This window comes from Pseudomonas sp. HT11 (genome assembly GCF_044875395.1).
Lineage (GTDB): Bacteria > Pseudomonadota > Gammaproteobacteria > Pseudomonadales > Pseudomonadaceae > Aquipseudomonas.
Window position 1 is genome coordinate 514,470 of the sequence record NZ_CP173217.1, and the last position, 23,240, is coordinate 537,709.

The 23,240-nt window shown below is 59.4% G+C and carries 14 protein-coding genes and 2 pseudogenes; 9 read left to right on the top strand and 7 right to left on the bottom strand.

The features are described from left to right. Positions 1-15 precede the first annotated feature (15 nt). The 3 genes and pseudogenes from ABWL43_RS02235 to ABWL43_RS02245 form a co-directional block, all read right to left on the bottom strand. Positions 16-1,758 carry a potassium/proton antiporter gene (locus ABWL43_RS02235; protein ID WP_106577559.1) on the bottom strand — a complete coding sequence of 581 codons (1,743 nt, stop codon included), beginning with the start codon at positions 1,756-1,758 and terminating at the stop codon, positions 16-18. A 232-nt stretch (positions 1,759-1,990) separates the two neighbouring features. Beyond that, entirely contained in the window at positions 1,991-2,863 is an 873-nt protein-coding gene (locus ABWL43_RS02240; RefSeq protein WP_371924132.1) for a methyl-accepting chemotaxis protein, read from the bottom strand. Positions 2,864-2,893: 30 nt separating this feature from the next. Beyond that, a pseudogene (locus ABWL43_RS02245) lies at positions 2,894-3,616 on the bottom strand (MCP four helix bundle domain-containing protein); the annotation flags it as partial. Between the two features lie 277 nt (positions 3,617-3,893). On the opposite strand from ABWL43_RS02245, the gene ABWL43_RS02250 reads away from it, so the two are divergent. After that, on the top strand, positions 3,894-4,124 hold the full coding sequence (locus tag ABWL43_RS02250) for a hypothetical protein (protein WP_038844376.1): 231 nt from the start codon (positions 3,894-3,896) through the stop codon (positions 4,122-4,124). Beyond that, the gene (locus tag ABWL43_RS02255) at positions 4,121-4,414 is read left to right on the top strand and encodes a cell division protein ZapA (RefSeq protein WP_119738009.1); all 294 of its coding nucleotides are present in this window, start codon (positions 4,121-4,123) and stop codon (positions 4,412-4,414) included. The genes ABWL43_RS02250 and ABWL43_RS02255 overlap by 4 nt, the downstream gene beginning before the upstream one ends. Here the strand turns inward: ABWL43_RS02255 and ABWL43_RS02260 are convergent. Beyond that, positions 4,411-6,213 carry an acyl-CoA dehydrogenase gene (locus ABWL43_RS02260; protein ID WP_404486525.1) on the bottom strand — a complete coding sequence of 601 codons (1,803 nt, stop codon included), beginning with the start codon at positions 6,211-6,213 and terminating at the stop codon, positions 4,411-4,413. The two genes, ABWL43_RS02255 and ABWL43_RS02260, sit on opposite strands and share 4 nt — an antisense overlap. Positions 6,214-6,440: 227 nt before the next feature. After that, positions 6,441-10,394, bottom strand: a complete 3,954-nt coding sequence (gene putA, locus ABWL43_RS02265) for a trifunctional transcriptional regulator/proline dehydrogenase/L-glutamate gamma-semialdehyde dehydrogenase (protein WP_404486527.1) — start codon at positions 10,392-10,394, stop codon at positions 6,441-6,443. Positions 10,395-10,857: 463 nt separating this feature from the next. On the opposite strand from putA, the gene putP reads away from it, so the two are divergent. The 7 genes and pseudogenes from putP to ABWL43_RS02300 all read left to right on the top strand — a co-directional run bounded on the left by putP (position 10,858) and on the right by ABWL43_RS02300 (position 19,381). After that, a complete protein-coding gene (gene putP, locus ABWL43_RS02270; protein WP_145160050.1) occupies positions 10,858-12,342 on the top strand; it encodes a sodium/proline symporter PutP in 1,485 nt (494 codons plus the stop codon). 204 nt (positions 12,343-12,546) lie between these two features. Next, positions 12,547-14,550 (top strand): annotated as a pseudogene (tssI, locus tag ABWL43_RS02275) (type VI secretion system tip protein TssI/VgrG); the annotation flags it as partial. Positions 14,551-14,929: 379 nt separating this feature from the next. Then, positions 14,930-15,586 carry a hypothetical protein gene (locus tag ABWL43_RS02280; RefSeq protein WP_404486529.1) on the top strand — a complete coding sequence of 219 codons (657 nt, stop codon included), beginning with the start codon at positions 14,930-14,932 and terminating at the stop codon, positions 15,584-15,586. Then, positions 15,586-15,984 (top strand): hypothetical protein, encoded by a 399-nt coding sequence (locus ABWL43_RS02285; RefSeq protein ID WP_404486530.1) that lies wholly within the window; start codon positions 15,586-15,588, stop codon positions 15,982-15,984. Before ABWL43_RS02280 ends, ABWL43_RS02285 begins: the two co-directional genes overlap by 1 nt. A 680-nt stretch (positions 15,985-16,664) precedes the next feature. Beyond that, positions 16,665-17,051 (top strand): hypothetical protein, encoded by a 387-nt coding sequence (locus ABWL43_RS02290; RefSeq protein WP_404486532.1) that lies wholly within the window; start codon positions 16,665-16,667, stop codon positions 17,049-17,051. A 535-nt stretch (positions 17,052-17,586) separates the two neighbouring features. Beyond that, the gene (locus tag ABWL43_RS02295; protein ID WP_404486534.1) at positions 17,587-18,312 is read left to right on the top strand and encodes a DUF4123 domain-containing protein; all 726 of its coding nucleotides are present in this window, start codon (positions 17,587-17,589) and stop codon (positions 18,310-18,312) included. A 232-nt stretch (positions 18,313-18,544) separates the two neighbouring features. Beyond that, positions 18,545-19,381, top strand: a complete 837-nt coding sequence (locus ABWL43_RS02300) for a 23S rRNA (adenine(2030)-N(6))-methyltransferase RlmJ (protein WP_016975658.1) — start codon at positions 18,545-18,547, stop codon at positions 19,379-19,381. Positions 19,382-19,520: 139 nt separating this feature from the next. On the opposite strand, the gene msrA is transcribed toward ABWL43_RS02300, so the two are convergent. Continuing rightward, a complete protein-coding gene (gene msrA / locus ABWL43_RS02305) occupies positions 19,521-20,168 on the bottom strand; it encodes a peptide-methionine (S)-S-oxide reductase MsrA (RefSeq protein WP_106577569.1) in 648 nt (215 codons plus the stop codon). A 73-nt stretch (positions 20,169-20,241) separates the two neighbouring features. Further along, positions 20,242-22,935, bottom strand: a complete 2,694-nt coding sequence (locus ABWL43_RS02310) for a putative bifunctional diguanylate cyclase/phosphodiesterase (RefSeq protein WP_404486536.1) — start codon at positions 22,933-22,935, stop codon at positions 20,242-20,244. Positions 22,936-23,240 lie beyond the last annotated feature (305 nt).

Sequence of the window (23,240 nt, forward strand, 5' to 3'; positions counted from 1 at the left end):
CCATAGCCCCGCAGTTTAGAGGAAGAGTCCAGGGCCTGGACGACTTCCTTCGGGGAATTTGACGCCGACTTTTCCGATTCTGTTCCCGTCCATGACCGCGACGGTCCACAGCGTGTTGTTCCATTCCACTTGGTCGCCCACCACTGGCGCGCCGCCGACCTTCTGGGTGATGAAGCGACTCAGTGGCATATCCGGGTCGATACCCTCGAGCTTGAGGCCGTACAGGGCCGACACCGCGCCCAGCTGGGCGTCGCCTTCGAGCACAAAGTCGCCGAAGAAGCGCAGGTCGAGACCGCGTTGCGGCGCCTGGCTGAACAGTTTGCCCAGGGCCGGCAGGTTGTGTTCGTGGCCGATCACACAGAGCAAATCGTCGACTTCAAGCACCGTACTGCCCGACGGATGGAGCAGTTGCTGGCCACGGAACAGCGCGGCGATCCGCGTGCCTTCGGGCATTTTCAGTTCGCGCAGGGCCGCGCCGATGCACCATTTTTCTGCGCCCAGACGGTAGACGAACAGCTCCCACTCGCTGGTAACGTGCACTTCCAGGGCGGCGCGGGAGATCGGCGCAGGGTCTGGCGGTACGGTCACTTTCAGCAGTTTGGCCACCCACGGCAGGCTCGTGCCCTGCACCAGCAGCGAAACCAGCACGATAAAGAACGCCAGGTTGAAATACAGCTGCGCGTGCGGCAGGCCGGCCATCAGCGGGAACACCGCCAGAATGATCGGTACCGCGCCGCGCAGGCCGACCCAGGCGATAAAGGCTTTTTCGCGCCCGTGGAACGCCTTGAACGGCAGCAGGCCGACCATCACCGACAGCGGCCGCGCAAACAGGATCATCCACAGCGCCAGGCCCAGGGCGGGCAGGGCGATGGGCAGTAAGTCATGCGGCGTGACCAGCAGGCCCAGCACCAGGAACATGCCGATTTGTGCCAGCCAGGCCATGCCGTCGAGCATATGCAAAATGCCATGGCGGCTACGCACCGGGCGGTTGCCGATTACCAAGCCGCACAGGTACACGGCGAGGAAGCCGCTGCCGTGCAGGGCGTTGGTCAAGGCGAACACCACCAGGCCACCGGCGATCACCAGGATCGGATACAGGCCGGTGGCCAGGTTGATGCGGTTGACCATCTGCAGCATCAGCCAGCCGCCGCCCAAACCGACGATGCCGCCGATGCCGAACTCGCGAATCAGGTGGGTCAGCAGGCTCCAGTGCAGGCCGGTCTGGCCGGTGGCGAGCATGTCGATCAGGGTCACGGTGAGAAACACCGCCATCGGGTCGTTGCTGCCGGACTCGATTTCCAGGCTGGCGGTCACCCGTTCGTTCAGGCCTTTGCCGCCCAGCAGCGAGAACACCGCGGCGGCGTCGGTTGAGCCGACAATCGCGCCGATCAGCAAGCCTTGAATGATATTGAGGTTGAATAGCCACGCCGCGGCCATGCCGGTGAGGCCGGTGGTGATCAACACCCCGACCGTGGCCAGCGACAACGCCGGCCAGAGTGCCACGCGAAAACTCGCCACCCGTGTGCGCAAGCCGCCATCGAGCAGGATCACTGCCAAGGCAAGGTTGCCCACCAGGTAGGCGGTCGGGTAATTGTCGAAGATGATGCCGCCGCCATCGACGCCGGCGATCATGCCCACGGCCAGGATGATCACCAGAATCGGGATCCCCAGGCGGGACGAAAGAGAACTCACCAGAATGCTCGCACCCACCAGCAACGCGCCGATCAAGAACAGGCTGTTGATGGTCGTCGCATTCAAAGGCAGTACTCCAGAACTGGGAAGACAGGGCGCAAACTGACCATGCAGTCTGCGTGCCAGCGATTCTAACCTGTTGAATTGCTGTGCTGTCAAAAAGCTTTTGCGGGTTGGCTCAGATCTGATGTGGGAGCGGGCTTGCTCGCGAATACGGTGTATCAGCTACACATCAAGTGACTGACACTCCGCCTTCGCGAGCAAGCCCGCTCCCACATTTTTTACCCAGGTGTGTCAGTTACAGGCGAAAGCGCCCCACCATCCCATTTAAATCCACTGCCAGGCGCGACAACTCGCTGCTTGCTGCACTGGTTTGGCTGGCGCCGGTGGCCGATTGCACCGACAGATCACGAATGTTCACCAGGTTACGATCCACTTCCCGCGCCACCTGTGCCTGTTCTTCTGCCGCGCTGGCGATCACCAGGTTGCGCTCGTTGATCTCCACAATCGCGGTATTGATGGTGTCCAGCGACAGGCCCGCGCCTTTGGCGATGTTCAATGTCGATTCCGCGCGTTCGGTGCTGTTACGCATCGAATCCACCGCGTGCTCGGTGCCGGCCTGAATGCTGCCAATCATCCGCTCGATCTCGCTGGTCGACTGCTGGGTGCGATGGGCCAGGGCGCGCACTTCATCAGCCACCACGGCAAACCCGCGCCCGGCTTCACCGGCGCGTGCGGCTTCAATTGCGGCGTTCAGCGCCAGCAGGTTGGTCTGGTCGGCCAGGCCGCGAATCACGTCCAGCACCTTGCCGATGTCACGCGATTCATTGGCCAGGTCGCCAATCAGCGTGGCGGTGGCCTGCACATCACCGCTCATGCGCTCGATGGCGCTGACGGTTTCCTGCACCAGATCACGGCCATCACCGGCGGAGGTGGTGGCGTTGCGCGAGGCTTCTGAAGTGCTGACCGCATTGCGCGCGACTTCTTCCACGGCGCTGGTCATCTCGTTCACCGCTGTGGCGGCTTGTTCGATTTCATTGTTTTGCTGGGTCAGGCCGCGAGCGCTTTCGTCGGTGACGGCGTTCAGCTCTTCGGCGGCCGAAGCCAACTGGGTAGCCGAGCCGGCAATGCGTTGCAGCGTGTCGCGCAATTTTTCCTGCATCTTGGCCATCGCCGCCAGCAGGCGTCCGGCCTCGTCGTTGCCGTCGACCTTGATCGGGCGGGTCAGGTTGCCTTCGGCCACTTCTTCCGCTGCTTCCAGTGCCTGGGAAATGGGCAGGGTGATGCTGCGGGTCAGCAGCCAGGCGAACAACAGGGTCAGCAGGGTAGCGATCACCAACAGGCTCACCACCATATTGAAGGCCATGTTGTATTGGTCCTCGGCATCCTTATTGGTGGTCAGGGCCATTTTGTTGTTGAGCTCCAGCAGGCGCGTGAGCACGGCATTGACCTGCTCGGCGTTGCTGAGCAATTCGGTGTTGAGCAATTTGCGCAGATCGTCGACTTGATTGGCCTGGGAGAAGCTCTTCATGCGCTCTTCAATCTGATGGTATTGACCGAGCAAGCGCACGTACTCGTCGTAGGCTGAACGCTCTTCAGCACCCTCGATGAGTTTTTCGTAGACAGCCTGGGCGGTGCGGATCTGCTGATTACGCAGCTCAAAAGCTTCGAGGGTTTTTTGCTGGATCTCCGGCTCGCGGTTGGTCAGCAGGCGGTACGACAATACCCGCAGGCGCAGGGTCAGTTGGGTGAACTCGTCGAGGGCGCGAATGCTCGGCACGCTGGCCAGGGTGATGTCTTCCGTGGCAGCGCGTATCTTGCTCATTTGGTTCAGGGCGAACACACCGAGAAACAACATCAACGCGCCAATCAACGCAAAGCCGAGGAAGGCCCTCGGAGCGATATTCATATTACGAAGCGACATGCGGGAATCCTGGGGGAGAGCGCGATCCGTGCGGCCATGAGACGGTCAGTCCACCTCTATCGGTCGTAGGACTAAAGTCTAAAGGGGGCTGTGCGTTTTTGTCGCATCTGACGAGGGGTTGGGCGGATTCAGGAACCAGATCGGGTAAATGCAGTCACTAAGGCTCGAAAGTGCGGCCCGGCCCTTAAATATCGGGCTGCGCGCCTGGGATAACCCTGGCATCCGAGGTGAATTTTCTTTATCGTCACCGCCCTTTGAAAAAGCCCGAGAAATCAAAATGTTAGAAGCATCCCTCAGCCAACTGGAACAACTGGTCAGCGACTTGGTACAGCAGAATCAGGACCTACTGGGCAGCAACGAATCCCTCAAGGCCGAACTGGCCCGCGCCAAGGATGAAAACGACAGCCTGCAATTGAACCTGATGGAACAGGAAGAAAAGCACGGCGCTACCGCCGCACGCATCCAGGCCCTGGTTGAGCGTGTGAGCGCAGGTCCTGTCGGCGCATGAATGAAGGCATAAAGGTCGTTTCGATTCTCGGAGAGGATTACTCGATCAAGGCGCCGGACGGGGAAGATCAAACCCTGATGCACGCTGTGACCATGCTCAAGGCCTCCCTGGCCACCACCAAGAAAAAGTACCCGACCCTGATCGGTGACAAATTATTGGTACTGGCTGCGCTGAACCTGTGCGCCGAGCAGATCGAAATGCAAAAGCACCACCAGCAGGAACTCGACCGTTACCAAGAGCAAGTCAGCGCCACGGTCGAAGTGATTTCCAAGGCGATCGGAACGCCTTAGAACCACGCATCCTGCATCCCCAGGCACGTGTCATCGCGTGCCTCCAGAATCGCCAGTTCATGATGGCAGCTCGGCACTTCCCAGGTCAGGAAGTACCGAGCGGCCTGGAGCTTGCCTTTATAGAAGGCAACATCCGCCGCATTGCCTTTGGCCAGGCCTTCCTCGGCGCGAATCGCCTGTTCCAGCCAGCGCCAGCCAATCACCGTGTGCCCGAACACCTTCAAATACAGTGCCGAATTCGCCAGGCTGCTGTTGACCTTGCCTTGGGCGAGATCGGTCAGCAGGCCAATTGTCACGCTTTGCAGGCGGCTGACCAATTGCTCCAGCGGTTCGCGCAGGGCCGTCAGTGAGGCGTATTCCTGAGCCCGAGCGCCGGTTTCGGCGATCAGACGGATCAGTTGCTTCAAGCCCGCGCCGCCGTTTTGCGCGAGCTTGCGCCCGAGCAAATCCAGGGACTGGATGCCGTGGGTGCCTTCATGGATAGGGTTCAGGCGGTTGTCGCGGTAGTACTGCTCCACCGGGTATTCGCGGGTGTAGCCGTGGCCGCCGAGAATCTGGATCGCCAGCTCGTTGGCCTTGAGGCAGAACTCCGACGGCCAGGATTTGACGATGGGCGTGAGCAGGTCGAGCAGTTCGTGGGCTTGCTTGCGCTCGGTTTCGGTTTCCAGCGTGGTGGTGTCATCGAACAACCGTGCGGCATACAGGCCGAGGTCGAAGGCGCCTTCGACGTAGGCTTTTTGCGTCAGCAGCATGCGCTTGATATCGGCGTGCTGGATGATCGAAACCGGCGCGGTGCCTGGGTCTTTGCTGTCGGGCAGGCGACCTTGTGGGCGTTCGCGGGCGTATTCCAGCGAGTAGAGGTAGCCGGCGTAACCGAGCATGACTGCGCCCATGCCCACGCCGATGCGCGCCTCGTTCATCATCTGGAACATGCAGCTCAGACCCTGATGCGGCTTGCCAACCAGATAGCCGACGCAATTGCCGTTATCGCCGAAGTTAAGCGCCGTGGACGTGGTGCCGCGCCAGCCCATCTTGTGGAACAACCCGGCCAGCAGCACATCGTTGCGCGCGCCCAGGCTGCCATCCTCGTTGACCAGGAACTTGGGCACGATAAACAGCGAAATACCCTTCACCCCGGCCGGCGCATCCGGCAGCTTGGCCAGCACCATGTGCACGATGTTTTCCGACAACGAATGGTCGCCGCCGGAGATGAAGATCTTGTTGCCCTTGAGGCGATAACTGCCGTCAGCCGCTGGCTCTGCGCGTGTACGAATATCCGACAGGGATGAACCGGCATGCGGCTCGGTCAGTGCCATGGTGCCGAAAAAGCGGCCCTCGATCATTGGCTGCAGGAAGCGCTGCTTCTGCGCCTCGGTGCCGAAGCTTTCGATCAGGTTGGCGGCGCCCATGGTCAGGAACGGGTAGGAGGTCGAGGCCGCGTTGGCCGACTGGAAATGCGCAAAACAGGCTTGCGACAGCAGGGTCGGCACCTGCATGCCGCCGGCGTCGAAGCTGCGCGCGGCGTTGAGAAAGCCGGCTTCGAGGAACGCGTCCACGGCGGGTTTGACGTCCGGGATCAGGATCGCCTTGCCGTCTTCATAGCGCGGTTCGTTTTCGTCGTTCTTGCGGTTGTGCGGCGCGAAGTACTTTTCGGCAATGCTGCGCGCGGTGCTGATGGCGGCATCGAACGTTTCGCGGTTGTGCTCGGCAAACCGCTCGCGCTGGGTCAGGCCCTCGGCATCGAGGACTTCGTACAGCTCGAAAGCCAGATTGCGGGAACTGAGCAGCGTCTCGGACATGGCGGCTTACCTTTTAAGGGAATGGCCGGAGTCTAAGTGCGCAAATAGAGGCTGGATAGCAAGATTGATTTGCGTGATGCAGAGCCAGAACGCGAGAAGGGCGTTGCGAACGCGGTCAATGTGGGAGCTGGCTTGCCTGCGATGAGGCAGTGCCAGCCGACATCTTTGTCACTGACCCGCCGCTATCGCAGGCAAGCCAGCTCCCACATTTCTCCGCGTTTTGTCAGTTAGCCGATAGTCATCAGGCTGGCGTTACCGCCTGCCGCAGCGGTGTTAACACTCAACGCCCGCTCAATCACCAGACGCTCCAGCGCAATCGCCGTCTCGCCCTGTGACAAACCATGCACCCCGACAATCGCCCCACCACGCTGCGCCACTTGCTGGCACACCGCACGCAATTGATCGGAATCACCGTGGTGCAGGACCGCGTCGAATACCACCTCATCCTTGGTCCAGTCAGCCACGCGCTTGATCTTCGCCTGAACTTCCCTCGGCAGGCGTGTGAACAACGCTTTAGTCAGGTCAGTTTCCGGCCATACCGCCGAACCGCCGACGGCCAATACCGCCGCCAGTTGCGTCAGCAGATCACCTTCCACGTCCGCCAGACACAGCACGTGCTCGCGGGGCAGGATCGCGTAGCTGTTGCGCTCGCCGGTCGGGCCGGCCAGCTGGCGGGTAATACCGCTTTGCGACTGCGCGGCGAACTGGTTGCACAGGGCGCTCAGTTCGCTGAACTTGTGGCTGTCGGCCCAGGTTTTCAGGGCGGTCAGCGGTTGGCTCATGGCATCGCGCAGACGCACGTCCGGCGCGGCCAGCTTGTCGCCACGCACGAAGGATTGTTCGATCGCATCGGTAGGACGAGTCGACAGCAGACGGTACAGGTACAGCGGCCCACCGGCTTTCGGGCCAGTGCCCGACAGGCCTTCGCCGCCGAATGGCTGCACGCCAACCACCGCGCCCACGATGTTGCGGTTCACATAGACGTTACCGGCGTGAGCATTGTCGATCACCTTGGCGATGGTCTCGTCGATGCGGGTGTGCACGCCCAGCGTCAGGCCGTAGCCGGAGGCATTGATCTGCGCGATGAGCTGGTCGATCTCTTTGCGCTTGTAACGCACCACGTGCAGCACCGGGCCGAAGATCTCGCGTTGCAGTTCGTCGAAGCTTTCCAGCTCGATCAGGGTGGGCATCACGAAGGTGCCGCGCTTGATCTCTTCGCCGTCGGCAATCGCCACCTGGTACACATTGCGGCCTTTGTCGCGCATGGCCTGGATGTGTTTCTCGATGCCAGCCTTGGCTTCGGCGTCGATCACCGGGCCGATGTCTACCGACAGGCGCTCCGGGTTGCCCAGACGGCATTCAGCCATGGCACCCTTGAGCATTTCGATCACACGGTCTGCCGAATCTTCCTGCAGGCACAGAACGCGCAGGGCCGAGCAGCGCTGGCCGGCGCTGTCGAAGGCCGAGGACACAACGTCGATGACCACTTGCTCGGTCAGCGCCGAAGAGTCGACGATCATTGCGTTCTGGCCACCGGTTTCGGCGATCAGCGGAATCGGGCGGCCCTGGGCATCCAGGCGGCCCGCGATGCTGCGTTGCAGCAGGCGCGCCACTTCGGTGGAGCCGGTGAACATCACGCCTTTGACGCGATCATCCCCCACCAGGCGGGCACCGACGCTTTCGCCCTGGCCCGGCAGCAGTTGCAGCACGCCTTGCGGAATGCCGGCTTCGAGCAAAATGCGCACGGCTTGTGCCGCCACCAGCGGGGTTTGCTCGGCTGGCTTGGCTAATACCGGGTTACCGGCAGCCAGTGCGGCAGCCACTTGACCGCTGAAGATGGCCAGCGGGAAGTTCCACGGGCTGATGCACACCACTGGGCCCAATGGGCGGTGGGCGTCGTTGGTGAAATCGTTACGCGCCTGTACCGCGTAGTAGCGCAGGAAGTCTACGGCTTCGCGCACTTCGGCGATGGCGTTGGCGAAGGTCTTGCCCGCCTCGCGGGCCAACAGGCCCATCAAGGGCTGGATCTCGCCTTCCATCAAGTCGGCGGCACGTTCCAGGATCGCGGCGCGCTCGGCGGGCGGGGTGGCCTGCCAGATCGGGCCGGCATTGATCGCGCATTGAATGGCGTTGTCGACGTCTTCGACGGTGGCTTCCTGTACATGGCCCACCACGTCACGCAGGTCGGAGGGGTTCAGCACAGGTGCGGCCGGCTCATTGCTGGAGGCGCAGCCCAGCATCGGCGCGGCTTTCCAGTCGTTATGCGCGGTAGCCAGCAAGGCGCAGGACAACGACGCCAGGCGGTGTTCGTTCGCCAGGTCGATACCGGCCGAGTTGGCGCGGTCGCTGCCATACAGGTCACGCGGCAGTGGGATACGCGGGTGTGGCAGGCCGAAGCCGCCTTCCAGCGTGGCCATCTGCTCGATGCTGGCCACTGGATCGGCCACCAATTCCTGAATCGAAATAGTGTGGTCGGCAATGCGGTTGACGAACGAGGTGTTGGCGCCGTTTTCCAGCAGGCGACGCACCAGGTAGGCCAGCAGTGTTTCGTGGGTACCGACCGGTGCGTACACGCGGCACGGACGGTTCAGCTTGCCCTCGGAAACTTTGCCTACAACCTGCTCGTACAGCGGCTCACCCATGCCGTGCAGGCATTGGAACTCGTACTGGCCGGGGTAATAGTTCTGGCCGGCGATATGGTAAATGGCCGACAGGGTGTGGGCGTTGTGCGTGGCGAACTGCGGGTAGATGGCTTCCGGCACCGACAGCAGTTTGCGTGCGCAGGCAATGTAGGAAACGTCGGTGTACACCTTGCGGGTGTACACCGGGTAGCCTTCCAGGCCTTCAACTTGGGCGCGCTTGATCTCGCTGTCCCAGTACGCGCCTTTTACCAGGCGGATCATCAGGCGATGGCGGCTGCGGCGTGCCAGGTCGATGACGTAGTCGATCACATACGGGCAGCGTTTCTGGTAGGCCTGGATCACGAAGCCGATGCCGTTCCAGCCGGTCAGTTGCGGCTCGAAGCACAGGCGTTCGAGCAGGTCGAGCGACAGCTCCAGGCGGTCGGCTTCTTCGGCGTCGATGTTCAAGCCAATGTCGTAGTGCTTGGCCAGCAAGGTCAGCGACAGCAGGCGCGGGTACAGCTCGTCCATCACACGCTCGTACTGAGCACGGCTGTAACGCGGGTGCAGTGCCGAGAGCTTGATGGAAATGCCCGGGCCTTCATAAATCCCACGGCCGTGAGAGGCTTTGCCGATGGAGTGAATGGCTTGTTCGTACGAGGCCAGGTACTTCTGGGCGTCGTGTTCGGTCAGCGCGGCTTCGCCGAGCATGTCGTAGGAATAGCGGAAGCCCTTGGCTTCGAACTTGCTCGCATTGGCCAGGGCTTCGGCGATGGTTTCGCCGGTGACGAACTGCTCGCCCATCAGGCGCATGGCCATGTCGACGCCCTTGCGAATCATCGGCTCGCCGCTCTTGCCGATAATGCGGCTCAGGGACGAGGTCAAACCCGCTTCGTTGTGCGTGGCGACCAGTTTGCCGGTCAGCAGCAGGCCCCAAGTGGCGGCGTTGACGAACAGCGACGGGCTGTTGCCCAGGTGCGGCTGCCAGTTGCCAGTGCTGATTTTGTCGCGGATCAGTGCATCGCGCGTGCCCTTGTCCGGGATGCGCAGCAGCGCTTCGGCCAGGCACATCAAGGCCACACCTTCCTGGGACGACAGCGAAAATTCTTGCAGCAGGCCTTGAACAATACCGGCACGGCCGCCGGCGCTCTTCTGATTGCGCAACTTCTCGGCAATCGAGGCGGCCAGCTTGTTGGTGGCTTCGGCCATCTGCTGCGGCAGACGGGCCTGCTCGATCAGCATCGGCACCACTTCCGGTTCCGGGCGGCGGTAGGCGGCGGTGATCGAGGCGCGCAGTACCGATTGCGGCAGGATGCTCTCGGCAAACTCCAGGAAGCACTGGTGGGCGTGGTCAGGCTGAACCTCGCCAGCGTCCTCCGCGTCCTTGCTGCCCAAGCCATTGAGCTCGTTCAGGGTTGCACCACCCTCCAGCTTCTCCAGGTAATTGAAAATCGCCTGCTTGATCAGCCAGTGCGGCGTGCGATCAATGGAGGTCGCGGCGGCCTTGAGGCGTTCGCGGGTCGGGTCGTCGAGTTTGACCCCAAGGGTGGTCGTTGCCATCTTTTTATCCTCATGGGTGCCACTACTGCGTGGCATCTGCTGGCGGCAAGATTAGCTTTGCCCATGCAGAGGTGCAACCGGGTGCAACCCAAATTGTTAAGGAAATTTTTGATCGTGATCGGGAAAAAATCCGGCCCTCAGCAAAATCTGCTTTCCCTTGGTGCGTTTGCTTCTGAGGTCGGCTGTTCTTGCTCCGAAAAGGAGCAAAAAACCGTGGTTTTGGCCTAAACATGTCTAGGTGCAACTTATTCTCAAGAAACTGGTTGCACCTTATTTGCTTTGTTGAATAGCATTCGCGCCCAAGGTGCAACCGCCTGCAAGGTTCGGTTCATCGGCTGGCGGCTTTCCTGGGGAAACGCCAGTCATAAATGCACGGCACGCAGTCTCGTCTATCCGCTTATCAACGGGTGGCCGTCTGACACAGACCGTCGCTACATAAAAACAAAGCCAGGGCGTCACTCTTATGAGCGTAAGTAATCCTACCCTGATCACATTTGTGATCTACATCGCAGCAATGGTGTTGATCGGCTTCATGGCCTATCGCTCCACCAACAACCTCTCTGACTACATCCTCGGCGGTCGCAGCCTCGGCAGCGTGGTCACCGCGTTGTCCGCCGGTGCTTCCGATATGAGCGGCTGGTTGTTGATGGGCCTGCCGGGCGCCATCTACATGTCCGGTCTGTCGGAAAGCTGGATCGCCATCGGCCTGATCGTCGGCGCGTACCTGAATTGGTTGTTCGTGGCCGGCCGCCTGCGGGTGCAGACCGAGCACAACGGCGACGCCCTGACGCTGCCGGATTACTTCTCCAGCCGTTTCGAAGACAAAAGCGGCCTGCTGCGGATCATCTCTGCGGTGGTGATTCTGGTGTTCTTCACCATTTATTGCGCTTCCGGCATCGTGGCCGGCGCCCGTCTGTTTGAAAGCACTTTCGGCATGTCCTACGAGACCGCCCTGTGGGCCGGTGCTGCCGCGACAATTGCCTACACGTTCGTCGGTGGTTTCCTGGCAGTCAGTTGGACAGATACCGTACAAGCCACGCTGATGATCTTCGCGTTGATCCTGACGCCGATCATTGTGTTGCTGGCCACCGGTGGCATCGACACCACGTTCCTGGCGATCGAAGCCAAGAACCCTGACAACTTCAACATGCTGAAAAACACCACCTTCATCGGCATCATTTCGCTGATGGGCTGGGGCCTGGGTTACTTCGGCCAGCCGCACATCCTCGCGCGCTTCATGGCGGCGGATTCGGTGAAGTCGATTGCCAAGGCGCGTCGCATCTCCATGACCTGGATGATCCTGTGCCTGGGCGGCACCGTGGCGGTGGGCTTCTTCGGCATCGCCTACTTCTCGGCGCACCCGGAAGTGGCCGGCCCGGTCAACGAGAACCACGAACGTGTGTTCATCGAACTGGCCAAGCTGCTGTTCAACCCGTGGATCGCGGGCGTGCTGTTGTCGGCCATTCTGGCTGCGGTCATGAGTACCCTGAGCTGCCAACTGCTGGTGTGCTCGAGCGCGCTGACCGAAGACTTCTACAAAACTTTCCTGCGAAAAAACGCCTCCCAGGTTGAGCTGGTGTGGGTCGGTCGCGCTATGGTGCTGCTGGTTGCCCTGATCGCGATTGCCATGGCAGCCAACCCGAACAACCGCGTGCTGGGCCTGGTGAGCTACGCCTGGGCCGGTTTTGGCGCCGCGTTCGGGCCTGTGGTGCTGATCTCGGTGATCTGGAAACAGATGACCCGCAACGGCGCACTGGCCGGCATCCTGGTCGGCGCGGTAACTGTGATTGTGTGGAAGCACTTCGAGCTGCTGGGCCTGTACGAAATCATCCCGGGCTTTATCTTCGCCAGCCTGGCGATCTACGTCGTCAGCAAGCTGGGCGCACCGACTGCCGGTATGGTCGAGCGTTTTGACGCGGCGGAAAAAGACTACAACCTCAACAAGTAATTCGTTGGGTGTTAAGCGCCCGTTGAATTGGAAAAAAGGCCCGCGTCCTACGGACGGCGGGCCTTTTTTTGCGAGTGATTTGGGTTGGTCCGAAGAACTTTCTGATGCGCGCGCGTAGGGATTTACTGATTTGTCTGGGGCGTGCTCAGCAGGGCGCACCCGTAGTGCAGAATCGGCCGCCTACCCTTCGCAGAGAAACACCGGATGTTCGCTCCTGCCAATCAAAGTGCGTTTAACCTGACCCTGGATGGGATTGCCAGCGACCTCAAGGTCTACAGCTTCCAGGGTGAGGAGGCGCTGAGTCAGCCTTACTGTATCGACCTTGAACTGGTCAGCGAACAGCCCGATCTCGATTTGGAAAGCTTGCTGCATCGCCAGGCCTATCTGGGGTTCGATGAGCAGGGGCATGGGGTGCATGGCCTGGTCTATCGAGTCGGGCAGGGCGAGTCGGGGCGGCGCCTGACGCGTTATCAGATCCGTCTTGTGCCGCATCTTAAGTACCTGGCGCACAGCAGTCATCAGCGTATTTTTCAGCACAAGAGTGTGCCGCAGATTGTGGCGCTGGTGTTGGTCGGGCAAGGCATCCTGAGCGACCGCTTTGAGTTTCGCCTGAGCGGTACTTATCCACTGCGCGAGTATTGCGTGCAGTTCGGCGAGACTGATCTGGCGTTCATTCAACGTCTGTGCGCCGAGGTGGGCATCCACTACCACTTCCAGCATTCGCCCGATGGGCACCTGCTGGTATTCGGTGATGACCAGACAGTATTCGCCCAGGCCGAACAGCCCACTCCCTACAGCCCCGGTTCCGGGATGGTGGCGGCGGCACCGGCGATCAAGCGCTTTGCGATGCACCTGGAAACCCGCACAACCGCGATAAACCTGCGCGATTATGATTTTCGTAAGCCGCGCCTGACGTTGGAAAGTGCCGTGGCTGGCGAGCAGCTTCCGCGCCTTGAAATGCAGCAGTATCCCGGCCACTTTTCCGATCGCCCCCATGGCAAATACCTTGCGCAGCGAGGCTTGGAGCGCCTGCGCACAGACTCAAGAGCCGCCCAGGGTGAAGGGGATGATCCTGCCTTGGCCAGTGGCCGGTTCCTCAGGCTTGGCGGGCACCCGCGAGAAAGCTGGAATGATTTGTGGCTGGTCACCCAGGTTTCCCATCAGGGCAAACAACCTCAGGTGCTGGAAGAGGCTGTTGCTGAGGTGGCAGGGGGAGATTTTCGTCAGGGCTACCACAACACGTTTATCGCCGTGCCATGGGATGTGATTTTCCGCCCGCCCTTGCCTGAATTGCCGCGCCCGAGCATCGGCGGTTATCAACACGCGGTGGTTACCGGGCCTGCCGACAGTGAAATCCATTGCGACGAATACGGTCGGGTCAAGGTGCAACTGGCCTGGGACCGTGACGGGGAACACAACGAGCACTCCAGCTGCTGGCTGCGTGTCGCCAGTGGCTGGGCGCATGATCGTTACGGCTCGGTGCTGATACCCAGGGTCGGTATGGAAGTGCTGGTGGGGTTCGCCAATGGTGACCTGGACATGCCGCTGGTGATGGGCTGCCTGCCCAACGCGGCGAACCCTCTGCCCCTTGACCTGCCGGCAGACAAGACCCGCAGCATCTTTCGCAGCCAGAGCAGCCCGGGGGGTGGCGGTTACAACGAGCTGCGCATCGAAGACCGCAAAGGCGCCGAGGAAATCTACCTGCGTGCCCAGCGCGATTGGACTCAGCATGTGCTGCATAACCAGCAAGTGCAGGTGGATAACCAGCGCCGGGTGAAAGTGGGCGGCGAGTCGCACCATGAGCTGCAAGGCGAAGAGCAGCGCATTACCCATGGCAACCGCCTGACTGAACTCAAGCAGGACGATCATTTGGTGGTCGGTGGCTCGCAGCAGATGCGTGCAGGTCGCACCATCCAGATCGGAGCGGGGCAGAGCATCGTCATCGACGCCGGTGCGAGCGTGACAATCCAGGCCGGAGGGCAGTCGATCACGCTGTCGGCGGGTGGGATTTTCAGCAGCGTGCCGATTCAGCTTGGCGGCGCGCCCGCTGCCGCAACGGCGCCGTTAATGCCGGGAATAAAGGAAAAGCTGCTGGCGGTTGTTCCTGCCCCGTTAAGCCGCGTGCAAGTGGCCAGCCTGAAACGTAGCGCACCTTTTTGCGAAGAGTGCGAGCGCTGCAAGAACGGCCAGTGTGACCTCCCGCAGCATGGGAATAAAGGTCCGGGACCCTCTGCCGGGAAAGCTGCTGGCGTCGAGCCGGGGTTTCATATCGTGCAGCGCGCAATGTCTCGGGATGCCTTGGAAAAGTCGCTGTTCGAATCGCCCAGTGCGATCGTGCTGGAGCGGTTTCGCAGCCTCAATCCACAACTCACGCAGTACGCCAGGCCGGGGCAAATGCTCGTCCTCAGCGACCCGCTTAACAGCCAATGCACGCGTGAAGAGGCATTGCTGATGGAGGCGGCGAAAGAAGTGAACGATGCACTGACGCCGATGAGCGATGACGAGGCGGCGTTTATGGTTGAGCACCAGCAAGAGGTTGGTGCTTTTTTTGGCGCAGAGTTCGATGGCGTTGGGGGTGGGATCCAGCATGGTGGAAAATCATTTAACGCGGACCAAGTCCGTCCTCGTAGATCTTGAAAAGTTGCACGTCAAAACCTTTCAGGCTCAGGGCAATTTGCAAGGTGCAGAATTTTTCTCTAAACGTCAGAAGCTGTTAACTCAACTGGATAACAGCCTCGGGCCTCTGGTACGCAAAGGAGTTGGCATTGCCGATCACCCAAAGCTCAAAAAAGCATTGGGGATTTCCAGTCGTAGTTTGGTTCATCATTGGAGCAAAGCGGGTGTGTCAGGGGGGATTCCTGGATATGCGACGCATATTCAAAGTGTGGCGCGGGCGAGCCAGTATATGAAGGTCGGCGGGTTTGTCGGTATTGGGCTAGGGGGATCAGCGTCCGCATTGAAGGTGAAGGAAACGTGTCGAGTTGGAAGTAAAGATAATTGTCAAAGAGTGAAATATACAGAAGGAGGGAATTTTGTCGGGAACGCCGCGGTTGGCTGGTTAGGTGGTGCTTCCGCAGCAGCGGGTGCAGGAACAGTGTGTGTTGCTATAGGTGCAGGTACTGCGGGTTTAGGAGGCATTTTATGTATTTTGGTTGTTGTAGGTGCGGGCACTGCTGCCGGTGGCGCCGTTGGTGCGCTTGCTGGAGAGAGGATCGGAGATTTTATTTATGAGGTGGGGAAGTAATGAAGGGTGAATTTTACGCATTTTATATGTGGTGCTGGTTAGGCGTATTTATGTTCATTTTTTTTACATTTTTGGTTCAGGTTTATTTTTCTTACTCTAAAGTTAATGAGATATTGGAATGCCTAGGTGAGTCAAATGTTGTATTGGGTAGTCAATTTATTCTTGGGGACGGGATTTTCAGTAGGTCGTTTTTTGTACTGTCGATTGCGGGGATGCTTGTGTTTCCTGAAACGCATATAAAAGACGGCGGGTTTACTCGTGAGGAGTTTGAAGGCGTTCCTTATCGGCTTAGATTTCAACTAAAAGCACTGGTGTATGTTTTGTTTTTTTTGGTTGGGGTTTGCATCGCTTTATTGTGTATTGGTGAGTATATGGGTTGGCTTAATAAATATTCTTAGACGCTCGGTTATTCGCCGATTGTTTTGCCATATTTTGTCGTGAAGGAGCATTATTTATGCTAATGCAGTCCATACCCCGCACATGGCTATTCCACTCCTCGATTCAACCAGCCGAAAAACTCTTCGTCATTTTTAGCAGCGCCAGCGCCGCCAGGCCTTTGGACGCTTGGCGAACCCTTTCAGCCGGTCTACCGCCCCATCCAATCTGGGCAGGTACGGTTTACAGCGAATGGACTGAGGTCATGCATTGCGTCGCCATGATCGAGCCCGAAAGCCCATTCTTCGACTGGATAGCAACCACCGAATCTACGGATTGGGGCTGGCTGGCGGTATCCAGTATATGAAGGTCGGCGGGTTTATCGGTATTGGGCTAGGGGGGTCAGAGTCCGCATTGAAGGTGAAGGAAACGTGTCGAGTTGGAAGTTCTGCGGAGTGTAAGAAAGTGAAACTCATGGAGGGCGGAAGCTTTTTAGGTTCTGTTGGAGGCAGTGGGGCGGGTGCGTATTTGGGCGCATTAGGGGCCACTCCTATGTGTATAGCTATAGGTGTAGGAACGCTTGGTGTTGGTGGGTTAGTTTGCGGCGTGGTGGTGGTGGGAGCTGCATCGGCAATCGGGGGAGTGCCGGGTCTGGCCTGGGGGGGAAGTTGGGGGAGATCGTATATGAAGGGATAAAGTAATTATGGAAGACGCTAGCGTTTTATATTCGTATTGCCTATTGGTTGCGGCGGCATGGGGTGTTCTTGTTTTAATAGGACAGGTATATTTTTCATATCGTAAAATCGATGAAATATTGCAGTGTTTGGGTAATTCAAGATTGGTCTCTTATCGTAAGCTTTTTGTGGGTGCTGATTTTTTCAGCAAGATGTTGTTCGTAAATACTGTCGCGGGAATGTTTGTCTTTCAAAAGTTGCACATTAAGGATGGAGCCGTAACGCGTGAGGAGTTGGATAACGTCCCTCGTCGACTAATGCTTGAGTTAAGGCTGTGGGGGTTTTTTTTGATGGGCATGGGAGGGTACGCTGTTGCGTTGTGGGGTATAGGTAAATATGTTGGCTGGCTTGGGTAACGCTCTCTTAAGTGAGGGGATCAAGGTGCATATAAATGACGCGCAGGATGTCTATTTTATTTTTTCGATTTCGTTTTTTTATTGATGTGTGTCGTGCCCGTGTGGGCTTTGTATCTTTCTTATTTTAAGATGGAAAAGATACGAAAGAACTTAAGGCGTAGTTGGTATGTTATAAGTTCGGATGGAAGTATCGGTTGGGATCCTATAAGTAGATCGTGGGCGATAAGGGCTGTGATCGGTGCTTTCGCCCTTCCCGCACACTCTATAAAACGGACGTCTTAGTGCTGAGGACTACGCTGAGTTTCCGAAGATGCTCAAATTTATTTTGAAAAGTCTAGGTGTCTGTTCAGTGGCCTCCGTCCTTGGCATTTTTATTTTGCTTGTAATGGGAGAACTTGTGGGATGGGAGGGTGTTGATGGTTTCTAGATTAGGCAAGCGTTTTTCAAGATGTAATTGTTGACGCTTTGTTTGTGACAGCAATTGTTATGAAAAACGAATCATTGCTTGCGTCCTCCTTTGAATGGAATGTACCTAATGCCGAATCAGTTGTTACCAGAAACTTGGTTAACCCATTGTCCCCTTCAGACGACTGAGAATGCCTTCGTCATTCTCAGTAACGCCAGCGACGCAAAGCCGGTAGATGTCTGGCGAAAAATGGCAGCTGGTATGCCGCCCCAGCCCATCTGGGCAAGCACGGCCTATGCTGAGTGGACTGAGGTCATGCCTTACGTCGCCATCATCGAGCCCGAAAGCCCATTCCTCGACTGGATAGCAACCACCGAATCTACGGACTGGGGTTGGCTGGCCGTATCGTCCAGCCCACTGGAAACAGTGGTCGCGCACCTGCAAAGCTTGACCAAGGTGCTGTTGCCCGAGAGGCAGGAAGTGTTTTTGCGCTTCTGGGATGGCGGTCAATTTCTGCCGATTGTGCAAAACATCGGCGATGAGGCGGGGAAGGTGTTGCCGGTATTTCAGCGTTACCTGATCAACGGCCAACCGCTAACGGTTGCGACTGGCCCGGTCACTGCCGCCAAAACCAGCCCATGGTGGCAAGTGCCTGCCTCGTTGTTGGAGCATCTGGCAGAGCAATCACCCCACGTGCTGATCGACAACTTGCTGCAATGGCTCGAAGAGCAGCGCCCCGACCTGCATACCGCTTTCAAGCCTGCGATCTTGCGCCACAAGGTCGCCTGCTTTGCGCGCGGGGCGGATGTCAGCCATGGGGCGCTGGCCGACTATCTGGCCTCAGAGTTGAGTTGACGCAGCGCCTGCTGAAAATAGTCATCGGTGCGAGGGGTTGTTGTGGCGAGCAGGCTTGCCCTGCGTCGGGCTGCGTAGCGGCCCCAAAACCTGCCAATGGGTTCTGGCAAAAAAAGAACGCGGTGACCGTATCAGGGCTGCTGCGCAGCCCAACGCGGGGTGAGCCCGCTCGCCACACTCTGCCCCTTTGCGCCTGTAGAAGGTAAACTTCGCCCCCTGCGCAGGAGCAACCATGAATTATCGTCACGCCTTTCACGCCGGCAACCACGCCGATGTCTTCAAACACTTGACCTTGACCCGCCTCATCGCCCTGATGTCGCGCAAGGAGCAGCCGTTCGCCTACCTCGACACCCACGCCGGGATCGGGCTATACGACCTGCAAGGTGATCAGGCCAACCGCACCGGTGAATACCTGGAAGGCATCGCCCGCTTGTGGGGCGAGAGCGACCTGCCGCCGCTGACCGCCGACTACATGCGCGTGTTGCATGAGATGAACCCGGATGGCCAGTTGCGCTACTACCCGGGCTCGCCAGAACTGGCGCGCCGCCTCACGCGGCCTCAGGACCGTGTCCTGTTGAATGAAAAACACCCGGAAGACGGCGTGCTGCTCAAGGACAACATGAAGGGCGATCGCCGCGTCAAAGTGCACTTGGGCGAAGGCTGGCATGTGCCGCGCGCCTTGCTGCCGGTACCGGAAAAACGTGCGTTGATGCTGATCGATCCGCCGTTTGAAAAGCTCGACGAAATGCAGCGCTGCGCGGCGTCCCTCAAGGAAGCGGTCAGCCGCATGCGCCAGACCGTTGCGGCGATCTGGTACCCGGTGAAAGACCAGCGCATGTTGCGCCGCTTCTACCAGGACCTGGCCGGCACCGGTGCGCCGAAGTTGCTGCGGGTGGAGTTGCTGGTGCATCCGCTGGACACGCCCAACACCCTGACCGGCTCGGGCCTGGCGATTGCCAACCCGCCGTGGGGTTTGGAGGAGGAGTTGCGTGAGCTGCTGCCGTGGTTGTCCAAGAAACTTGGCCAGACCCAGGGTGGGTGGCAGATGGATTGGCTTATCGCTGAGTAATCAGATCTCAAGCCAAGCACAAGACTAAATGTGGGAGCGGGCTTGCTCGCGAAAGCGGAGTGTCAGTTAACAGATATGTCGACTGATATACCGCATTCGCGAGCAAGCCCGCTCCCACATTTTTTGATCTGCGTTGTGCTTAGATCGGGCAGGTCACGCCCGTGCCGCCGATCCCGCAATAGCCCTGTGGGTTCTTCGCCAGATATTGCTGGTGATACGCCTCGGCGAAGTACACCGTCGGTGCTTCTTCGATTTCTGTGGTGATGGTGCCCAGGCCGGCCTTGGTCAGCTCGCCCTGATACGCCTCGGCGCTGGCTTTGGCCGCTTCCAGGTGCTCAGGCTTCACGGCGTAGATCACCGAACGGTATTGGCTGCCGATGTCGTTGCCCTGGCGCATGCCTTGGGTCGGATTGTGCAGCTCCCAGAACATTTTCAGCAGCTCTTCGTAGCTGATCTTGTCCTGGTCGAACACCACCAGTACCACTTCGCTATGGCCGGTCAGGCCCGAGCAGACTTCTTCGTAAGTGGGGTTCGGCGTGTAGCCGCCGGCGTAGCCGACCACGGTGCTGACCACACCGTCGCGCTGCCAGAACCGGCGTTCGGCACCCCAGAAACAACCGAGGCCGAAGATCGCGAACTCGACGTTGTCGACAAAGGGGCCGAGCAGCGGGTTGCCGTTGACGAAATGCGTCTCTGGCAGTGCCATCGGGGTTTCACGGCCAGGCAAAGCTTGTTCTTGAGTGGGCAACACGTTTTTGTTCACCAGAATTTCCGAGCGCAAGACCATGAGCAGTCCTCTCGTCAGGTTGAGTTAGCGGTAAAGATTCAGACAGCCAGTGTGCCCGAGTGTTACAGCGCTGTCAGGCGATTGGCCCGCGCGGGTAGCGTTTAAGCTTCTCGAGCAGCTCTGCACCGGGGATCGGCCGGTCGAACAAATAGCCCTGGCCCACATCGCAACGATGCCGGCGCAGGAAGGCCAGTTGCTCGGAGGTTTCGATGCCCTCGGCCACCACTTTGAGCTTGAGGTTGTGGGCCATGGCGATCACTGCAGAGGTGATTTCCATGTCGTCCTGGTTGTCCGGGATTTCGTGGATAAAGCTGCGATCGATCTTGATGATGTCGATGGGGAATTTCTTCAGGTAGCTCAGCGACGAATAGCCGGTACCGAAGTCATCCATGGCCAGGGTCAGGCCAAAGCTCTTCAGCTGGTCCAGTTGAAGGCGCGTGTCTTCGGTGGCTTCCAGCAGCAAACCTTCGGTCAGCTCCAGCTCCAGCAGTTTCGCGGGTAACTGTTCTTCCTTGAGGATGGTGGCAATCGAGGCCACCAGGTCCGGGTCGGAGAATTGCTTGGGCGACAGGTTGATCGCCACCTGCAAGTTGCCCATGCCGGCGGCGCTCAATTGCTTGCTCATGCGGCAGGCCTGGCGCGCGATCCATTTGCCGATGGGGATGATCAGCCCGGTTTCTTCCGCCACGCTGATGAACTGGTCGGGACGGATCATGCCCTTTTCCGGGTGGTTCCAGCGCAACAGCGCTTCCATGCCCAACAGCCGGCCGCTGCGCAGGCACAGCTTGGGCTGATAGAACACGTCCAGCTCGTTTTGGGTCAGGGCGCGGCGCAGGTTGTTTTCCACAAACAGTTTGTAACTGGCCTCGGCGTTCAGCGCCTCGGTAAACACCTGTACCTGGTGTTTACCATTGGCCTTGGCCTTGTGCAGGGCCAGCCCGGCGTTACGCATCAGGGTTTGCGGGTCGCGGCCGTGCAACGGCGCGCAGGCCAGGCCCACGGAGCCGGTGACACTGATCAGTTGGTTGTCGACGAACATCGGTTTGTCGAGGGTTGCCAGCAACTGGCTGGCGACCTGTTGGCCACTCTCCAGGTCGGTGTCGTCGAGCAACACCGCGAACTCGTTACTGGCAAACCGCGCCAGGCTGCCGCTGGCACTCAGGCTGTTGCGCAGGCGCCGGGCCAGGCTGATCAGCAACTTGTCGCCGGTCTGGTGGCCGAGGCTGTCGTTGATCCGCTTGAAATTGTCGATGTCCACCAGCAACAGGCTGATCGGGCTGTCGCTGTCGCGCGCGAAGCGCTCATCCAGGTTGCGGATAAACGCCGGACGGTTGCCCAGGTTGGTCAGGTTGTCGGTGTAGGCCAGGCGCTCGATGCGCTGCTGGGCCAGCTTGGTCTGGGTGATGTCTTCGTAGATGCCGATGTAGTGGGTCAACTCACGGTTGTCGCCATACACCTTGGAAATCGACAGCTGGCCCCAGTAGGGTTCGAGGTTTTTGCGTCGGCTCTTGAACTCACCTTGCCAGCTGTTGCTCTTGGCCAGGCTCGACGGTGCGTCGAAGAGCATTTCGCTGAGGTTTTCCAGGGCCGGCAACTGCGCCAGTCGATGGCCATGGACTTCTTCGGCGCTGTACTGGGTGATCGCGGTAAAGCTTGGGTTGACGTACTCGACCACGCCGTCGCAATTGACCAGCAGAAACGCGTTGGCGCTTTGCTCCACTGCCCGCTGGAACAAGTGCAGCGCGCTGGTGGCGGCGCGCCGGTTGTGGTTGTTGATCACTTGCGCGAACTGGTCCGCCAGCTCGCCGGCGAAGGCGATCTCATCAGCCTGCCAGGCACGCGAGCTGCCGCTTTGTTCCAGGCACAGCACGCCGATGACTTGGCCATCCACACGGATGCTCGCGTCGAGCATCGCGTGCACGTCCTTGGCGCGCAGGCTTTCGGCCATTTCCCGGGTGCGCGGGTCACGCAACGCGTGGGTGGCGTCGATGGCGCGGCTCGAGTGCAGGGCTTCCAGGTAGTCCGGGAAGCCGCTGGCGTCGATCGCTTCAGGCAAGTGGTGCTGTTGGTTGTCGCGGTGGTACGCCGAGATCGGCACCAGGCGCTGGCCTTCCAGGTTCCAGATGCTCGCGCAATCGATCTGGTAGATGTCGCACGCGCTGCGGGTGATCAGCTCGGCGGCTTCCTGCAGCGAGTTGGGCGTGGTGTAGCGCTGGCGAGCCAGCAGCAGGATCAGCTCCTGTTGGGCGCGCACGCGCTCCAGGTGCTGCAACTGTTCCTGCTGGGCACGCTGGTTGAGTTCCAGGGCGATCTGCAGGCGGCTGTTCTGGTTTTCCAGGTCTGCGGTCGGGACGGCAGTGGGGATTTCGCTAAACAGTCCGTCGACCACCATCAGGTAGCCGCGCAGCAGGTGGCGATTGTGCTGTTTGTAGGTCTCGCCCATTTCCAGCAGGCTTAAAGGCCCGTCGCTGGTGTGCAAGGTGTAGCGCACCAGGTAATGCGGGCTCTGGGTCAGCTGTTGCTGGATGGCGTCGTGCAGTTGGTAGCGCGCCTGCGGTTCCATCAAGCTGGCGTAGGGCGTGCCGACCAGGGCGCACAGCTCGGCCGCCGGCAGACCAAACTGGCGCTCGCAATTGGGGTCGAGGTACAGCAGCGCCCAGCTTGCCTCATTAAGCCGTTCGAAACGCAGCATGCCGAGGCGCGAAGGCACCGGTAACTGCGTCACTACCTCGGCCGCCATACGGGCGGCATCGGGTTGGCTTTTCATGGGGAAACTCGCTTGGAAAAATGCGCACGGCGCCGGGCTCACGCCCTCTTTACTGTCGCCTGCGGCAAGGTTGCATCATGCAGCACGCACTGACAAGAGAGGATGAAGGCTAAGTGCTATATGGCTGTTATCGGCCGCGGGAGCGGTTTCTACAATCCGGGTGATGGGTGGCGCATTGACGCACGCGCTACAGCCCTTACCCCGACAAAAAGCAGGCCAAAAAAAGCCCCGCCAAGTGGCGGGGTTGAGGTACGAGCGTGGCGCTCGGAAATCGGTGCAGCCAGGCCTCCCCGGTGAAAGGGAGG